The organism is Micromonospora sp. WMMD961 (genome assembly GCF_029626145.1).
Lineage (GTDB): Bacteria > Actinomycetota > Actinomycetes > Mycobacteriales > Micromonosporaceae > Micromonospora.
This window is the reverse complement of sequence record NZ_JARUBJ010000002.1, coordinates 2,418,301-2,434,423: the sequence shown is the minus strand read 5'-3', so window position 1 is coordinate 2,434,423 and position 16,123 is coordinate 2,418,301. Positions and strand designations below refer to the sequence as shown.

Below are 16,123 nucleotides of genomic sequence, written 5' to 3'. Positions count from 1 at the left end.
CCGGTGACGAGCGAGCAGGACGGTAGGAGAGACGACCGATGGATCCGTTGAGCACCCTGTGGGAGACGTTCTTCGACTGGGACGCGATGGGCGAGGCGCTGCCCGAGATGGTGACCGTCGGGTTGCCGAACACGCTGATCCTGGCGGTCTCCGCCGCCCTGCTCGGCTCGGTGCTGGGCCTGCTGCTGGCCGTCGCCGGGATCTCCCGCAGCCGGTGGTTGCGCTGGCCGGCGCGGGTCTACACCGACGTGTTCCGGGGGCTGCCGGCCGCGGCGACGATCCTGTTGATCGGCGTCGGGCTGGCACCGCTGGGCATGCAGGTCTGGGGACCGGACCCCTATCCGTTGGGGATCCTCGCGCTGTCACTCATCGCCGCCGCGTACATCGGGGAGATCTTCCGCTCCGGCATCCAGTCGGTGGAGGCCGCCCAGTTGGAGGGCGCGCGTGCGCTCGGCTTCTCCTGGAGCGACGCGATGCGGCTGGTGATCATTCCGCAGGGCATCCGGCGGGTCCTGCCGGCCTGGGTGAACCAGCTCATCGCGCTGATCAAGGACTCCAGCCTGGTCTACTTCCTCGGCCTGGTGGCCAGCCAGCGGGAGCTGTTCCGGATCGGGCAGGACTACGCGGCCACCACCGGCAACGAGTCCGCGCTGCTCCTGGCCGGGCTCTTCTACCTGGCGCTGACCGTTCCGCTGACGCACGTCGTGAACTGGATCGACCGGCGGCTGCGCCACGGCCGGCCAGCCACCGCACCGGACGACGAGGACGACGAACTGCCGTTGCCCGCCACGATCCAGGGAGACCGGCGATGACCACCACCACCGACACCACCACCTCGGTCAGCCTCGACGTACGCGACGTGCATCTCGCCTTCGGGCCGAACCGGGTACTGCGCGGCGTCGACCTCACGGTGCCGCGGGGCGCGACGGCCTGCGTGATCGGTCCGTCCGGGTCCGGCAAGTCCACCCTCCTGCGCACCATCAACCGGCTGATCGAGCCGGACCGTGGCGACGTGCTGTTGGACGGGCGCAGCGTGCTGGGCGACGACCCGGACGGCCTGCGGCAGCGGGTGGGGATGGTCTTCCAGCAGTTCAACCTCTTCCCGCACATGAGCGTGCTGCGCAACGTCACCCTCGCGCTGCGCCGGCTCCGCAAACTCGGCGAGGACGAGGCGGAGGCCGCCGCCCGGGCCCACCTGGACCTGGTGGGTCTGGCCGCCAAGGCCGACGCCCGACCGGCGCAGCTCTCCGGCGGTCAGCAGCAGCGGGTGGCGATCGCCCGGGCGCTGGCGCTGCGGCCCGAGGTGATGCTCTTCGACGAGGCCACCTCGGCGCTCGATCCGGAGCTGGTCAAGGGCGTGCTCGGGGTGATGGCCGACCTCTCCGCCGCGGGCATGACCATGGTGGTGGTCACCCACGAGATGGGCTTCGCCCGGCAGGTCGCCGACACCGTCGCCTTCATGGACCGGGGCGTGGTGCTGGAGGCCGGCCCGCCCGAGGCGGTCTTCGAACGGGCCGAGCATCCTCGGCTCCGTCGGTTCCTCGCCCAGGTGCTCTGAGCCGCTGCTGCCGGAAGCCGCTGACGCTCACTCGTTGGCTCCGCGCCCCAGCAGCCGGATCTCCTCGTTGTCCAGGGCGGCCTGGAGTTCCTGCAGCACCAGGTCGTCGATCTCCCGGTTGTCGCGCAGTCGGGTGACCTCCCGACGTTTGTGGGCGAGGACCTTCAGGCGCAGTTGGCGTTCCAGTCGGCGCTCCTCGGCGGTGCTCCCTCCGCTCTCGTCGACGTCCGCAAGGTGCCTCTGGTATTCGGCTTGCAGCCGACGGACCTGTTCCGCCCCGGCGCCGATCTCGGCGGCGACCTGGGGCAGAGCGGCCAGACCCGCCTCGGTGGCCCGCCGCCGGGCGCGCCGGGTCTCGTGGGCGCGTTCCGGGTCGCCGACCAGCCCCGCCCAGCGCACGACCAGCGGCAGGGTGGTGCCCTGGAGCAGCATGATCAGCACGATCACCAGCGCGGTGACGAAGATGATCAGGTCGCGCTCGACCACCGGTCGGCCGGCGACCGTCACCGTCGGGACAGCCAGGGCGGCGGCGAGCGACACCGCACCCCGGAAACCGGACCAGCCGGCCACGGTTCCCACCCGCCAGGCCGAGGGCCCCTGGCTCGGGTCCATGAGCCGGCGACGCCGCAGCCTCGCGACCTGCGAGATCAGGTAGACGAAGAACAGGCGGACGCTGATCACGACGAGCGTGACCACGAGCACGACCACCAGTGCCCGACCGGGCGAGGTGCTGGTGATGCCCCGCACCGCGCGGGGTATCTGGGTGCCGAGAAGGACGAACAGCCCACCGTTGATCAGGAACGTGGAGAGGTCCCAGAACGCCAACGCCAGGACCCGCGACCGGGCGCGGATCACCCGTGGACCGGCGTAGGACAGCACCAACCCGGCGACCACCACCGCCAGCACACCGCTGGCATGCACCGAGTCGGCCAGCAGGAACGCGCCGAACGGCGTGAGCACGCTCAGCGCGCCCTCCCGAAGCGGGTCGTCGAGCCGTTTGCGGACCAGCACCACGGCCGCCCCCACCAGCACACCGGCCAGCACGCCGCCGAGGCTGGCGCCGACGAACTCCTCACCGATGCCCAGCGGGCCCGGCTCCGCCCTCTGGGTGAGCAGACCCACGGTCACCGCGAAGATCACCAGGGCGGTGCCGTCGTTGATCAGACTCTCGGCGTGCAGGGTGGTGAGCAGCTTTCGGGGCAGCCGTTTCGCGAGCCCGGTGACCGCCGCGGCGTCGGTCGGGGCGAGGACCGCGCCGAGCACCCAGGCGGCGGCGGGGTTCACCCCGAACGCCTGCGCGGTGAACGACACCGTGACCATGGTGAGCAGCACCAGCACCACGGCGAGCGACCCGATCACCGGAAGGTTCGCCCGGATCTCGCGCAGACTGAGGGTGAGGCTCTCCCGGTACAGGATCGCCGGTAGGAAGATCAGCAGTACCAGCTCGGGTTCCAGGGTCACCTCGGACAGCGGAGGCGTCAGGCCGAGCAGCACCCCGAACGCGATGAGCAGGATCGGCGGGGCCACCCGGTACCGTCCGCCGAGCGTGGTGCCGATCAGGACAGTCGCGCCCAGCACCACGACCATGACGAGCGCCTGCACGGCGTACCCCCCTTGATCGCCCCCGGCGGTGGACGCGCCGGTGGTTCCATCTGACCGCACCCACCGGTGGGTTCCGAGGAGAATCGGCAAGTCACGGTCGGCGGCGGGTGGCGATCATCGGGCGAGGTTGGCGGCCCGGGCCCGAGCTGTGACCGCACGGGCGCGCCGGCGAAGCGCGGCCGACTCCTCCGCACGGCCCAGCGCGCCAGCCAGGGCGGCGAGGTGCCCGGCCACCGGGCCGAAGGTGAGCACGCCGCTGCCCGCAGCCACCTCCTCCGCCGCCGGCAGCAGCTCGGCGTAGACCCGTTGCATCGTGGGGCGGTCACCGAGGGCACGCGCCGCCTGACCGACGAGGCAGAGACGCACCTCCCGGAGAAGATCGTGCGGCCCGTCCGGAAGGGCCCGCACGGCCGCTGCCGCGGCAACCCGGTCGTCGTCGGCGAGCAGCAGCAACGGCCGGACCCACGGCTCGTGCGGCCCCCAGTCCACATCCGCCCAGTCGGCCCCGTCCAGGCTGGGAACCGGTCGGTCGAGACCGTCGGCCTCGGAGCGCGGACGGTCGTCGTCGACGGCCTCGGCCAACCGCAGGCCGAGCAGCGCGAGCGGAAGCAGACCACGGGTCAGGCCCGGCATGGCGTCGGCGGGCAGGTGGCCGGCCGCCGATCGGTAGGCGTCCGCCGCCGAGGCCGACTCGCCGTCGAGAGCCAGGCGCAGTGCGGCGAACCACCTGGTGAAGACCGCGACCAACGGCAGCTCGTACCGCTCGGCGAGGCGGTCGGCGGCGCGGGCGTGCTCGTCGGCGGCGGGCCGGTCGGCCAGCGCGCAGTACGCCTGGACCAGGACGAGGTGACCGAGCACCTCGAAGGTCACCAGCCGGTGCCGGGCGGCCAGGTCGACCAGCTCACCACCGATGCGGGCCCGGTCAGCGGCCAGGCCGACGTGCTGGAAGGTGTGCAGGAAGCGGGCGTTGAGCGCGAAGGCCAGCAGCCCGGGGTCGTCGACCGTCCGGGCGATCGTCTCGGCCTCGTCCGCCGCCCGGCGACCACGGTCGGTGGGGGTGCCCCGCAACTCCAGCGCGAGGGTGCTCAGCAGTCGGCTGCGCCGCGCCGAGCCGGTCGGGCCGAGAGCGGTCAGGGCCTGCTCGGCGGCTCGGACGATGTGCCCGGAGAGCCTGTCGTCGTCGTTGCGCGTCCAGATCGCGGGTACGTCGAAGCCGGCCAGCACCTCCTCGATCAGCAGCGGATCGCCGGCTGACTCGGCGGCGGTGATCGCCTCGGCACGTCGCCCTCGCGCCTCGGCAAGCCGCCCGGTCACGGCCAGCGCGCGCCCCAGACCGAGCAGTGCGGTCAACCGCTCGCGCTGCTCGACGTCGCCGGCGCGGTCGTACGCCTCGATCACCTGCCCCCACAGGCGGGCCGCCTCGTGCGGGTTGCCGCCGCGTTCGGCCTGCTCGGCAGCCGTGCGGGCGTACACCCCGGCACGAGCGGCAGCGGCCCGTCCGCCCGCGCGGAGCAGGTGGTGCGCGATCGCGGCGGGCTCGACGGGTGTTCGTTGTCGCAGCCCTTCGGCGATGGCCGCGTGCCAGGCGGCGCGGCGCGGCGTGGACAGGTCGGCGTAGAGCGTGTCGCGGACCAGGATGTGGGTGAAGCGCAGCAGCCCGTCGGGCTCCCGCTCGGTGAGGAGACCGGCCTGCAGGGCGCGGTCGACGGCGTCCAGCACGACTGCGGAGTCGCCCGCCAGGGAGGTGAGAACCTCCGGGTCGAGATCCCGGCCGAGCACGGAGGCCTGCCGCAGGACGGTGCGCGTCGGCGTGGGCAGCTGCGCCAGCCGGTGCCGGATCACGTCGCGTACCCCGGGCGGCACCGAGGCCAGCGCGGCCTCCCCCTCGCTCGCGTACAACTGGGCCAGCTCGCGGACGAAGAACGGGTTGCCGCCGCTGCGGTCGTGGATCAACCGGGCGGAGTCCGGGGCGAGTGCCGCGCCGACGACGGCGCGGGCCAACTCGCCCGTCGCCGACGCGGACAGGCCGGCGAGATACTCCCGGGTCGGCTCCAGCCCGGCGACGCGGGCCAGGGCGGCGGTCAGCTCCGGACTGATCTCGGTGGCCCGGTAGGTGCCGAGGATGAGCACCGGTCCGGTGGTCGGATGTGGTCCGGTGAGCAGGGCGGTCAGCAGGTCGAGGGTGTCACCGTCGGCGCGGTGCAGGTCGTCGAGGACCACCAGCACCGGCCCCCGGTCGGCGACCGCGGCAACCAACGACGCCACCGCCCGGTGCCGACGAAACCGCCTGCCGGCGGGGTCGCTCGACTCGTCGACCGGCCCGGAGGCCGCCACCTCGCCGGTCAGCCCGGTGAGCGCGTCGGTGACCTGGGTCCACGGCCAGGCCGGCGGGCCACCCTCGTACTCCGGGCTGCGTCCCCATGCCGTGGTCCAGCCCTCGACGGCGAGCCGCCGGGCCAACGTCTCGGCCATCGCGGTCTTCCCGGCACCCGGGTCGCCGCTGAGGAGCGCGAGGGTGGGCCTGCGCCGTCGGAGCGCTGCCTCGGCGGCATGCCGCAGGCGGTCCAGCTCCACGTCCCGGCCGACGAACGGGCGCTGCCGCGCCGGGGCCGGCCCAGCGGGCCGTCGGAGCCGGGGAGTGGCGACGCTGTCGAGGGTCGGGGTGAGATGCGGCGCCTGGGCCAGGACGTCGGCTTCCAGCCTCTGCAACTCGGGCCCCGGGTCCACGCCCAGCTCGGTCACCAGGACGTTGCGTGCCGCACGCAGTGCGGCCAGCGCGTCCCCCTGCCGACCGGCGCGGTACCGGGCGACCGCGAGCAACCGCCAGGCGTCCTCTCGCAGTGGATAGCTGGCCAGGTGAGCCGGCAGGTCAGCGGCGGCTTCGTCCGGCCGACCCAGCGCCAACAGCGCCTCCGCCCGCCGTTCGACGGCCAGCATCCGCAACTCGTCCAGTCGGTTGATCTCCGCAGCCGCCCAGACCTCGTTCGCGCAGTCCGCGTACGCCGGCCCTCGCCAGAGCCGCAGTGCCTCGTCCAGGGCGGTCAGGGCCGGCGCGGGGCGTCCCGCCGTGAGCAGCGTGCCCGCCTCGCCGACGGCTGCCTCGAACCGGCCGGCGTCCACCGCGTCCGGGGCGACCCGCAGCACGTACCCCGGTGGTTCGGTGACCAGGGTCCGGGGCGGCTGTCGGGGTGGCCGATCGGGCTCCAGGGCCCGGCGCAGGTCGGCGACGAAGGTCCGGATCGCGCCCACCGCGCCGTCCGGCGCGACCTCCCACAGGTCGTCGACCAGACGCTGCACCGGCACCACCCGCCCGTGGGCGATCAACAGCCGGGCCAGCACCAGGCGGTGTCGGTGCCCGCGCAGCGCTGCCGGTCCACGCCCGGTCACGGCGGTCACCGGCCCGAGGACGCCGAAGGTCACGGCGTCCGGTGCCGTCGGCTGCCTGGTCATGGCACCAATCTAGGCGCGGCGGCGGGCCCGCACTGATCCGACGCTGACCGCCCGCTGATCAGCGCGGGGCAGGCTCGACGACGTACGACGGCGTGGGGTCACCGCCCCAGCCGGCACTTCTCAGCAGAGAGGTTCTCCCGTGGACCCCAAGATCAACGGATTCGACTACCGGCGCGTGAGCGTCGCCGACGGTGTGACGCTCAACGCCGCCGTGGGTGGGTCCGGACCAGCGGTCGTGTTGCTGCACGGTTTCCCGCAGACCCACCTCATGTGGCGGCACGTCGCGGCCGACCTGGCCGCCGACCACACGGTCATCTGCCCCGACCTGCGCGGCTACGGTGACAGCGACAAGCCCGTCGACACCGACGGCACCGGGTACGCCAAGCGCACCATGGCTGCCGACGTCGTGAAACTGGCCGGCGCGCTCGGTCACGAACGGTTCGCGCTGGCCGGCCACGACCGGGGTGCGCTTGTCGCTTTCCGCGCCGGCCTGGACCACCCGGCGGCGATCAGCCGGCTCGCGTTGCTGGACGTGGTGCCGACCCTGGACATGTGGGAGGTGCTGCACGGTGCCTCCGCGGCGGTGGCGTTCCACCTGTACCTCATGGCGCAGCCACCCGGACTGCCCGAGGAGTTGATCGGTGGCAGCCCCGACGCCTTCTTCGGCCACTTCCTCGACGCCTGGACCCGCGATCCGGAGTCCCTGCCGGCGGACGTGCGGGCGGCGTACCTGCGGGCGTCCCGTAACGCGGTCACCTCGATCGTCGCCGACTATCGCGCGTCGGCCGGCATCGACGTGGCCCACGACACCGCTGACCGCGAGGCCGGCAACAAGCTGCGCATGCCGGTGACCGTGCTCCAACAGGACTGGGGTGCCGCGCTGGGCTACGACGCAGCCGGGGTGTGGCGGGCCTGGGCGCCCGACCTGGAGCACCGGACGGTCACCTGCGGGCACTTCATGGCGGAGGAGGCACCGGCCGAGGTGGTCCAGGCGCTGCGGACGCTGCTCGACCGCTGACCGATCGGCGACCCGGCCGCAACACAATCACCCTCGGTAAAATTTACGACACTCATGGTTACCGAGCTGGTGCTGCGGCCGGGTCGCCGCACTCCCTCGGGCCCGATCCGCAGAAACCGGGCCTGAGCGGGGTTGACCTGCGGTAATGCGACTTGACCCATGGTGGACGATGACTGGTCATCGGTGCTAAACAGGCAGATACCGGCAGCCAACGACGTCGAGTCGCTCCCTCCTCGCCTCACGACAGACCAGCCGCAACGCACCAGCGCCGCATGCCGCTCCACAGTCGCGATCGGACGGCACGGGCCCGTTGCCGTCGCGAGAGGCCGGTCCCCGACCAAGGAGTTGCCGTGGGAATCTCCCGTATCCGATCCCGACACGAACCGTACGAGATCGCTGCCCTCGCCGCGGCGCCCGTCTGTGGCGTTCTGATGATGACCCTCGACGTTCGGCCGATCTCCGTGCAGACGGCCATGCCCGGGCCCATCCAGATGGCCTGGGAGCTCGGGCTGATCGCGGTGGGTGTGGGCGGGATGTTGGGCATCCTGTGGCCCGGCCGGCTCTCCACCGGGCTCGGCCTCGAACTCGCGTCGGTGCTGGTGCTCGGCACGATCACCGGCATGTACGCGGTGGCCCTGGTGGCCATGTCGGGTCGCCAATCCCTCGTCGCGACGTCGTTCGTCATGGCGGTGATGGTCGGATCGCTCTGGCGGGCCACGCAGATCGCCATCGACCTGCGCCGCCTGGCCCGGGCCTGCGAAGTCGTAAGTTGCGAATCCCTGCAGGCAGGTGTCACGTGATTGCCTCCCCGGCGCCAGCCGCACCCCACTGGGTGCAGATGGCGCTCAGCGTGCTCGGCATCCTCGGCGGAAGCACCGGCCTCGCCGCGATCGCCACCGTGGTGGTGCAGCGCGGCAAGTTCAAGGCCGACGCCGCCGACACCCTCACCGAGGCCGCCCTCACCCTGGTACAGCCGTTGCAGACCCGGATCACCCAGTTGGAGGGCGAGGCGTTGAGCGCCCGATCCGAGCTGGGCGTGCTCCGCGAGCAGGTCAACCAGTTGCAGTTCGTCGTGCGGGTGCTCACCCGGACGCTGGACCGCTGGCGGGCCGCGATCCGCGCCCCGGACGCCACCCTGCGGAAGGTGCGCGCGACGGTGGCGGAGACCGACCGCTCACCCGAAAATCCCTGAGCCGCATCGAGTCCACGCGCTGTGGCCTCTGGTCAGGAAGCCTCAGCCAGAACGACGGAGGCGGCCCACGAGCTCGCTCACCGCCGCCCGGAACTCCGGGTCGGACTCGCCCGGATGGTGCCCCAGGATCGGCGGCGGACGGCGCTCCCCCGGCGCTGGCAGCAGATCCGTCGGGTCCCGCAGCCGCCGGTCGACGCGGCCGGCCGGATCGGTCGGGTCCGGGAGTGGATCACCGGGCCGGTGCGGGGCGAAGATCCAGCCGCCGACGGGGTCGGTGTCGCGCCACAGGTTGAGCCATCGCCACTCGACCCGCTTGCCGACCTGCCGTAGCACCTCCTCGTTGAGGTAGGCGGGAAAGAGCCGGGCGTACAGGCGGTCCAGCGGCGATCCGTAGGTGAGCAGCGCGACCCGGTCACGGACGCGCGGAGGCAGCCGCAGCACCGCGAGGGCGAGCAGGGCCGACCCGTGGCTGTGCCCACAGAGCAGCACCCCGTCGTGCCGCTCGGTCAACTGGGTGATCCGGTCCGCCAACTCCGGTACCGCCCGGTCGGCGTAGCTCGGCGGCGCGAACGGGTGCGCCGCCCGGGGCCAGAAGGTCCCCAGGTCCCACAGGATGCCGACGTGCCGGCGAAACCACGTCGTGCGGTAGGCGAACACCCCACCCAGGAGCAGGGCCACCACCAGGGCCACCACGAGGTAGCTACCCAGGGCGAGCCCCATGCCGACCACACCGGCCGGAAGCCCGAGAATCCGCGTCGCCAGTTCGTCCGGCGCCAGGTCGAACAGCCTCGACAGACCCGCGGCCAGGCCGATCACGGTGAGCGCGGCCCACGCCACGGCGAGTAGTCCCACCCAGTCGGCGAACCTCGCCCGGGCGACCGCCTCCGTCACCTGCCGCAGCCGCCCCACACCCCGCGGCGGCACCGTGGGGAAGTCGCGGGCCGTGATCGCCTCCGCCGCCCGCCGACGCCGTCGCCGGGTCAGCAGGGTCAACGCGACGCACACCACCACGCCGACGATGACGTGCAGGAAGAACGCCAAGATCGTCCACTGGTACGGCAGCGGCGGACCGCCGTCGCCGCGGTAGCCGCCCAGCACGTTGCCGCTCTGGTAGACGAGGTTGGCGGAGAACGCTCCGCCCAGGCCGACCGCGAAGGCCGCGACCACCGCGGCGCCCAGCCCTCGGGGTAGCGCGTTACGGCGTTCCCCGCGACCGTGATGCCACAGCACCAGCGCGCTCAGCGCCACCAGCAGCGCCATCTCCCCGAGCAGCGCCCAGGTCGCGATGCCGTCGTAGCCGGGCAGTTCCACCGACGAGGGCCAGGCCCGTTCGTCCAGGGCGACGGTGGCCAGGGTGGCCACGACCAGGCCGACGGCCACCGCGCGCACGGTGCTGGCGGTGCGGGTGACCATCCACATGGTTGCCGCCCGGTCCAGCAGGCCCGGGACGACGACCAGTCCGACGCAGGCCAGCAGCACCGCGACGCTGAGCGTCAGCAGCACCGTCGTGATGGCCGTCGCGCCGCCCGCCGTACGGGCCGCCAGCAGTATCAGGCTGAGCACGGCGAGCGCGGCGGCCACGTGGATCGCCCGCAGCCGCCCCACCAGTGGCTCGACGACCCACAGGGGCTTGCCGGCCGGGCGGGGCCGACGGCTGCCGAGCAGCCGGAGCAACGCCACGGCGGCGATCGGCAGGAGCGCCAGAACGGCCAGCCGCAGCCCGACCTGTCGCCCGTCGAGACCGAACACCGTGTCGAACGGGCCTCTGCAGCGGGTCGGACCGAGGCACCGCCAGGCGAGCAGGTCGAGAGCGACCCCGGCGACGGACACCACGTACAGCACGGTGAGATCGAGCGCGAGGAGCCGGCACAGCACGGTGACCCCGGCGGCGCTGTGGCGGGCCGTGGGCCGCATCCACACCGCCAGGTTGCTGAGCATGAACGGCAGCAGGAAGACCAGGGAGACGGTCCGGGCCACGGTGCCCGAGGGGAGGTCACCCCAGCGGTACGCCTCAAGCGTCACCCCGTCCGGGCCGCCGCCGTCGGACCGTTCGGCGCGGTGGAAGCCCCCGCTGTCGTCGCCGGCGACCTGCCGGACCGGTGCCTGGTCCAGAATGACTCTCGGCTCTGCCCCGGAGACGCCGTGCACCCGCAACTCCACCACGTCGTGCTCGCGCGGTGCGTCACCGTGCTGTCCTGCTCCTTCCGACATCGGGGCGGCTACCCCTGCTGCCGGCTGGCCGCGTCGGCCCGTTCGGCAACCCGCCACGGTATGGGCATCGCGTCGACCAGGACGATCAGCAGCAACACCCCGGCGACGACCGCGCTGCTGACCAGCTGCGGGAGGTTCCAGGTCGCCAGCCCGGCCACGATGAGGGCCGGCACGCCGATCAGGCGCGCCCAGGGCAGGCCGCTGTCGACCGCGGCCGCGAGCAGGATCCGGGCGGTCAGGAACAGCGCGGGACCGATCACGCCCACGGCCAGTTGTCCCTGGTCGCGGATGCCGGGATCGTCGATCGTCATCTCCATCGCGACCGAGGTGGCGAGGACCCCTCCGATCATGACCAGGTGCAGGTAGCCGGCCGTCAGCGCCAGCTTGCTGCCGGGCGGCCCGGCCGCCACGATGGCGGCCCCGAGCCGCGTGCCGGCGGGCACCAGGTAGAGACGGGCGAGAGCCACCGCGGTCACGAACGCCAGGGCGAACGCCAGGGTGCTCTCCCGGTCCAGACCAGAATCGCTGTACGTCACGCCGGCGATCAGGATCAGCTCACCCAACGCGATGATGAAGATCTGTTGGTAGCGCTCGGAGAGATGCTCCCCGTTCACCTGGAGGTCGGGCCAGGTGCTGCGCCCGAGCCACGGCAAGGGCCAACGCAGTCGTGCGAGGGCGTACTCCAGCAACAGGGCGAGCGCCCAGAGGATCTCCCGGGCCGGGGCGACGACCGCCCCGACGATCCAGAGCACGCCGGAGATCGCGAACCAGATCGCCACCCGCGCGCTCCGTACCTGCAGCGGATGCCCCCGCAGCGCCGGGAGCAACAGCGCGCCCCGGCCCAGGTGGATGGCGACGTAGGCGACGGCGAACACCAGTGCGTGCGAGTCGAACGCGGTGGGCACGGCGGAGGCCATCAGCAGGCCGCCGAACATCACCCAGAGCAGGAGTACGACGATCAGCGGGGCACGCGGGTCGAACCAGTCCGCCGACCACGCCGTCACGAACCACACCCACCAGAGCGCCGCCAGCATGATCAGCGTCTGGATGCCACCAGCCACGGTGACGTCGTCGAGCAACGCCCGGGACAGCCGGGTCAGCGCGAAGATGGACGCCAGGTCGAAGAAGAGTTCCAGGAACGACGTCCGGCGGGGGTTCTCGCGTCGCTGGAGCAGCCGACCGGCAAACCCGTTCGTCATCGCCTGCCTTCCCTGACGTCAACTGCCGCCCCAGTCGTACCACCTGGCAGCCGGGGGCGGGCGCGTTCCCCGAGGCCCGCCCCTACCATGGGTTGATGAGCACGGCCGGCCCGCTCGGCGAGTACCTGCGTGCCCGGCGCGAGCTGATCGGGCCGGGCGACGTCGGGCTGCCCGCGCACGGCCGTCGGCGGGTGCCCGGCCTGCGGCGTGAGGAGGCGGCTCTGCTCGCCGGCATCAGCGCCGACTACTACCTGCGGTTGGAGCAGGGCCGGGACCGGCACCCGTCGGCGCAGGTGCTCGACGCGCTGGCCCGGGCGCTGCTGCTGGACGCGGAGGCCACGGCCCATCTGCACCGCCTGGGCGGTCCGGCCCCGGCCCGCCGTCCGGCGCGACGGCCGGAGCGGGTGCCGGCGGGAGTCCGGCAACTGGTCGGGTCGTGGACCGAGACACCGGCGTTCGTGCACGGCCGGCATCTGGATGTGCTCTTCGCCAACCCGCTGGCGACCGCGTTGGCACCCATCTTCACGAGCGGGGTGAACCTGCTACGCGCGGTCTTCCTGGACCCGAGCGTGCCGGCGCTCTACCCCGCCCTGACGGCCGTCGCGGCGAACGCGGTGGCCGGACTGCGTGCGCAGGTCGGCCCCGAGATGGACGACCCACGCCTCACCGAGCTGGTCGACGAGCTGACCGCCGGCAGCGAACGGTTTCGACGGTTGTGGGCACGGCACGACGTCGGCGCCCGGGCGGGCGGTGGACTGCGGGTGTTCCAGCATCCACAGGTGGGTGAGTTGGAGCTGCGCTACGAGAAGTTCACGATCAGCGGCACCACCCAGTCGCTGGTCGTCTACCACGCCGAGCCGGGCAGCCCGTCGGCGCGCACCCTGGCCCGGCTGGCCCCGACCGCGGTGCCGCGCTAGCCGGCGGTCGCCCGCTCGGCGACCACCACCGAGATCCCGTCGAGGACGCGTTGCAGACCGAACTCGAAGGCGTACTCCGGGCCGTACGCGGCACCGTGCTGTTGGCCCGCCGCGGTGCCGACCCGGGAGGCGGTCGGGTAGGCGTCGGCCGTCATGAAGGTCTCCAGCCAGGGCGCGTGCGACTGCCACCACTGACCGTCGGTCATGCCGGTCTCGCGCTCCAGGTCGACCACCTCCGAGGCGGCCCGCGCCGCGCTCTTCACGTGGCCGAGCACGAGGGTGAGCACCGCGTCCATCTCGACGTCGGTGAGCCCGATGTCGGCGACCGCGCCGAGCTCGTGGTCGTACTTCGCCAGCAGGTGCGGGCCGAGCACCGGTCGGGTCGTCTCGGCCCGCAGCATCCACGGATGCCGCTGGTAGAGCGCCAGGTTGTCGCGGGCGACCCGTTCCAGCCGGGCCCGCCAGTCGCCCTCGACGGCAGGGCGCGGCATCTCGCCGTACGCGCTGTCGATCATCACGGCGACGAGCTCGGCCTTGCCTGGCACGTAGGTGTAGACCGACATGGTGCCGACGCCCAACGCCTCGCCGACCCGACGCATGGTCAACGCGTCGAGCCCTTCCACGTCGGCGATGTCGGTCGCGGTCCGGACGATCCGGTCGACGCTGAGCCCGGGCCCGGCGCTGCGGCTGGCTGGTTCCCTGGTGCGCCAGAGGATGGCCAGACTTCGGGCCGGGTCCGCTGTCGCCTTGCGCTCACTCGCCATGGTGCGGCCATCCTAACAACGCCGGCGTACGGCGTACGCCGGCCGGACGCGGCATTCGCGCCAGCGGTCTCCCGAACACCCGGCACCACCGTTCGCCGGTAGTGCTGGGCATACCTCGGAGAGTGGATCTGGACGGCTGGGGTGGCCGCTCGCCCACGATTAGCGTCTGTGGCATGACCCCGGAACGTCCTTCGCACCTGTCCGAGGCGCTGCGTCGCCGCGACTGGCTGGTCTGTGCCTGGCCCTGGCGGGCGCTGGCCTACCTGGTCAGCACGGTGCCGATCGCGGGCGTGCTCGCCGTCGGGCTGCTCGTCATCGGCGCACCCCTGCTCGCCGCCGTCAACGGACTGCTGCTGCACGACCGGCCGCCGGGCGTTCCGCTCATGCTGTTCCTGGCGGTCGGCAGCCTCAGCCTGCTCGCGCTCGCGCCGATCGTCAGCCTCCCGGTGGCCGCCGTCGAGCGGTGGCGACTGCGGCTCGTGGACGGCCGCCCACTTCCCCCGTCGCCGTGGCCGGGCCTGGCCGCCCGGTACCGCACGGCCGCCGGGTGGCGGGAGGTGGCGTACCTGTTCTGGCTGGGCGGGGTCACCCCGATCACGTACTGGGTCTTCGTGTTGCTGCTGGTGTTCGACCTCGGGCTGATCACCAGCCCGTGGTTGGCCGGCGACCCGAACGAGCCGGTGGTGATCTGGCAGCCGATCGAGACCAGCGGGGAAGCCGTCCCGTACGCGATAGTGGGTGTGCTGCTCCTGCCGGTCCTCTGCTACGCGGCCGGTCTGATCGCCGCGGTCCAGGCCACCGCGGCCCGGTGGGCGCTGGCCTGGCCGGTCGACGCGGCGGCGTTGCGCGAGGTCGCCCGTTCCCGTACCCGCCTGGTCGGCGCGTACGAGGCCGAACGGCGCCGGATCGAGCGGGACCTGCACGACGGGGCGCAGCCGCGGCTGACCAGCCTCACCCTCCAGCTCGGCCTGGCCCGGTTGGACGTACCCGAGGACTCCCCCGCCGCCCGACCCCTCGCGGTGGCGCACGACCAGGCCCGGGGCCTGATGGTGATGCTGCGGCAACTGGTGCACGGCATCCGCCCGCAGAGCCTCACCGACCTCGGTCTGGCCGGCGCCGCACAGGAGTTGGCCGACGCGTCCACCGTCGCGGTCACCGTCCACGCCGACCTCGACGCCGAGCTACCGGAGATCGTCGAGACCACCGCGTACTTCGTGGTCTCCGAGGCGCTGGGCAACGTGGTCCGGCATTCCGGGGCGACCCGCGCGGACGTACGCCTCAGCCGGCGCGGCGGTGACCTGGTGGTCGAGGTGTCCGACGACGGCCGTGGCGGCGCCGACCCGAGCCTGGGTACGGGCCTGACCGGTCTCGCCGACCGGGTCGCCGCCGTGGACGGCCGGCTGCTGCTGTCGAGTCCGCCCGGCGGGCCTACCCTGGTCCGGGTGGAGCTGCCGTGCCGTCGCTGACCCGGGTGGTGCTCGCCGAGGACGAGGTGCTGCTGCGGGAGGGCCTGGTCGCGCTGCTGACCCGCTTCGACTTCACGGTGTGCGCCGCCGTCGGCTCCGCGCCCGAGCTGCTGGATGCGGCCCGCGAGCACGAACCGGACCTGGTGCTGACCGACATCCGGATGCCACCCGGCTGCCGTGCCGACGGGTTGCGCGCCGCCGTCGCGTTACGCGCCGAGCGACCCCACCTGCCGGTCGTGGTGCTCAGCCAGTACGTGCAGACCGGGTACGCGGCGGCGCTGCTGGACAGCGGCGACGGCCAACGGGTGGGGTACCTGCTCAAGGACCGGGTGGCCGAGGTCACCGAGTTCGTCGACACGCTGCGTCGGGTCGCGACCGGCGGCACGGCCATCGACCCGGACGTCGTCCGGCAACTTCTGCACCGCCCGCGCGATCCGCTCGCCGCGCTCTCCGCCCGGGAACGCGAGGTGCTGGCGCTGCTGGCCGAGGGCCGGTCGAACGCGTCGATCGCCGCCCGGCTGCACGTCACCGAGGCGGCGGTGGGCAAGCACGTCGGCAACATCCTGCTGAAGCTCGACCTACCGCCCAGCGACGACACCAACCGCCGGGTGCTCGCGGTCCTCACCTACCTACGGGCCGACCCACCGGCCTGACCAGCACCGGGCCGAGATCGGGCCGGCCCGCTCGGGGCGTAGATTCTCCTGCGCGGTACCGCCGCCGCATCGGGGCGCGGGCCGGGGAGATGG

Annotated in this window: 13 protein-coding genes; 8 read left to right on the top strand and 5 right to left on the bottom strand. The window is 73.0% G+C overall.

The window, feature by feature from the left end:
* Nucleotides 1–38: 38 nt before the first annotated feature.
* On the top strand, nucleotides 39–812 hold the full coding sequence (locus O7614_RS11510) for an amino acid ABC transporter permease (RefSeq protein ID WP_278138452.1): 774 nt from the start codon (nucleotides 39–41) through the stop codon (nucleotides 810–812).
* Entirely contained in the window at nucleotides 809–1,558 is a 750-nt protein-coding gene (locus O7614_RS11505; protein WP_278138451.1) for an amino acid ABC transporter ATP-binding protein, read from the top strand. Before O7614_RS11510 ends, O7614_RS11505 begins: the two co-directional genes overlap by 4 nt.
* Before the next feature lie 27 nt (nucleotides 1,559–1,585).
* On the opposite strand, the gene O7614_RS11500 is transcribed toward O7614_RS11505, so the two are convergent.
* Both O7614_RS11500 and O7614_RS11495 read right to left on the bottom strand, forming a co-directional pair.
* Nucleotides 1,586–3,160, bottom strand: a complete 1,575-nt coding sequence (locus O7614_RS11500) for a Na+/H+ antiporter (RefSeq protein WP_278138450.1) — start codon at nucleotides 3,158–3,160, stop codon at nucleotides 1,586–1,588.
* 114 nt (nucleotides 3,161–3,274) lie between these two features.
* A complete protein-coding gene (locus tag O7614_RS11495; RefSeq protein ID WP_278138449.1) occupies nucleotides 3,275–6,610 on the bottom strand; it encodes an AfsR/SARP family transcriptional regulator in 3,336 nt (1,111 codons plus the stop codon).
* A 139-nt stretch (nucleotides 6,611–6,749) separates the two neighbouring features.
* On the opposite strand from O7614_RS11495, the gene O7614_RS11490 reads away from it, so the two are divergent.
* The 3 genes from O7614_RS11490 (at nucleotide 6,750) to O7614_RS11480 (ending at nucleotide 8,820) form a co-directional block, all read left to right on the top strand.
* On the top strand, nucleotides 6,750–7,628 hold the full coding sequence (locus O7614_RS11490) for an alpha/beta hydrolase (protein ID WP_278138448.1): 879 nt from the start codon (nucleotides 6,750–6,752) through the stop codon (nucleotides 7,626–7,628).
* A 350-nt stretch (nucleotides 7,629–7,978) separates the two neighbouring features.
* Nucleotides 7,979–8,428 carry a hypothetical protein gene (locus O7614_RS11485; RefSeq protein ID WP_278138447.1) on the top strand — a complete coding sequence of 150 codons (450 nt, stop codon included), beginning with the start codon at nucleotides 7,979–7,981 and terminating at the stop codon, nucleotides 8,426–8,428.
* A complete protein-coding gene (locus O7614_RS11480) occupies nucleotides 8,425–8,820 on the top strand; it encodes a hypothetical protein (protein ID WP_278138446.1) in 396 nt (131 codons plus the stop codon). The genes O7614_RS11485 and O7614_RS11480 overlap by 4 nt, the downstream gene beginning before the upstream one ends.
* Before the next feature lie 42 nt (nucleotides 8,821–8,862).
* Here O7614_RS11480 and O7614_RS11475 read toward each other — a convergent pair whose 3' ends face one another.
* Nucleotides 8,863–11,031 carry a hypothetical protein gene (locus tag O7614_RS11475; RefSeq protein WP_278138445.1) on the bottom strand — a complete coding sequence of 723 codons (2,169 nt, stop codon included), beginning with the start codon at nucleotides 11,029–11,031 and terminating at the stop codon, nucleotides 8,863–8,865.
* Nucleotides 11,032–11,039: 8 nt separating this feature from the next.
* Nucleotides 11,040–12,230, bottom strand: coding sequence for a low temperature requirement protein A (locus O7614_RS11470; RefSeq protein WP_278138444.1), 1,191 nt, complete (start codon nucleotides 12,228–12,230; stop codon nucleotides 11,040–11,042).
* 95 nt (nucleotides 12,231–12,325) lie between these two features.
* Between O7614_RS11470 and O7614_RS11465 the strand changes: the two genes are divergently transcribed.
* Nucleotides 12,326–13,147 (top strand): helix-turn-helix transcriptional regulator, encoded by an 822-nt coding sequence (locus O7614_RS11465; RefSeq protein WP_278138443.1) that lies wholly within the window; start codon nucleotides 12,326–12,328, stop codon nucleotides 13,145–13,147.
* On the opposite strand, the gene O7614_RS11460 is transcribed toward O7614_RS11465, so the two are convergent.
* On the bottom strand, nucleotides 13,144–13,911 hold the full coding sequence (locus tag O7614_RS11460; protein WP_278138442.1) for a TetR/AcrR family transcriptional regulator C-terminal domain-containing protein: 768 nt from the start codon (nucleotides 13,909–13,911) through the stop codon (nucleotides 13,144–13,146). The genes O7614_RS11465 and O7614_RS11460 overlap by 4 nt on opposite strands.
* Nucleotides 13,912–14,084: 173 nt before the next feature.
* On the opposite strand from O7614_RS11460, the gene O7614_RS11455 reads away from it, so the two are divergent.
* Nucleotides 14,085–15,377, top strand: a complete 1,293-nt coding sequence (locus O7614_RS11455) for a sensor histidine kinase (protein ID WP_278138441.1) — start codon at nucleotides 14,085–14,087, stop codon at nucleotides 15,375–15,377.
* Nucleotides 15,365–16,030 carry a response regulator transcription factor gene (locus O7614_RS11450; protein ID WP_278138440.1) on the top strand — a complete coding sequence of 222 codons (666 nt, stop codon included), beginning with the start codon at nucleotides 15,365–15,367 and terminating at the stop codon, nucleotides 16,028–16,030. Before O7614_RS11455 ends, O7614_RS11450 begins: the two co-directional genes overlap by 13 nt.
* Nucleotides 16,031–16,123 lie beyond the last annotated feature (93 nt).

Bases quoted from the DNA above. Each gene is read 5' to 3' on its own strand.
- O7614_RS11465 (WP_278138443.1), top strand. From the start codon at position 12,326: ATGAGCACGGCCGGCCCGCTCGGCGAGTACCTGCGTGCCCGGCGCGAG.
- O7614_RS11455 (WP_278138441.1), top strand. From the start codon at position 14,085: ATGACCCCGGAACGTCCTTCGCACCTGTCCGAGGCGCTGCGTCGCCGC.
- O7614_RS11495 (WP_278138449.1), bottom strand. From the start codon at position 6,610: ATGACCAGGCAGCCGACGGCACCGGACGCCGTGACCTTCGGCGTCCTC.
- O7614_RS11475 (WP_278138445.1), bottom strand. From the start codon at position 11,031: ATGTCGGAAGGAGCAGGACAGCACGGTGACGCACCGCGCGAGCACGAC.
- O7614_RS11470 (WP_278138444.1), bottom strand. From the start codon at position 12,230: ATGACGAACGGGTTTGCCGGTCGGCTGCTCCAGCGACGCGAGAACCCC.
- O7614_RS11460 (WP_278138442.1), bottom strand. From the start codon at position 13,911: ATGGCGAGTGAGCGCAAGGCGACAGCGGACCCGGCCCGAAGTCTGGCC.
- O7614_RS11510 (WP_278138452.1), top strand. From the start codon at position 39: ATGGATCCGTTGAGCACCCTGTGGGAGACGTTCTTCGACTGGGACGCG.
- O7614_RS11505 (WP_278138451.1), top strand. From the start codon at position 809: ATGACCACCACCACCGACACCACCACCTCGGTCAGCCTCGACGTACGC.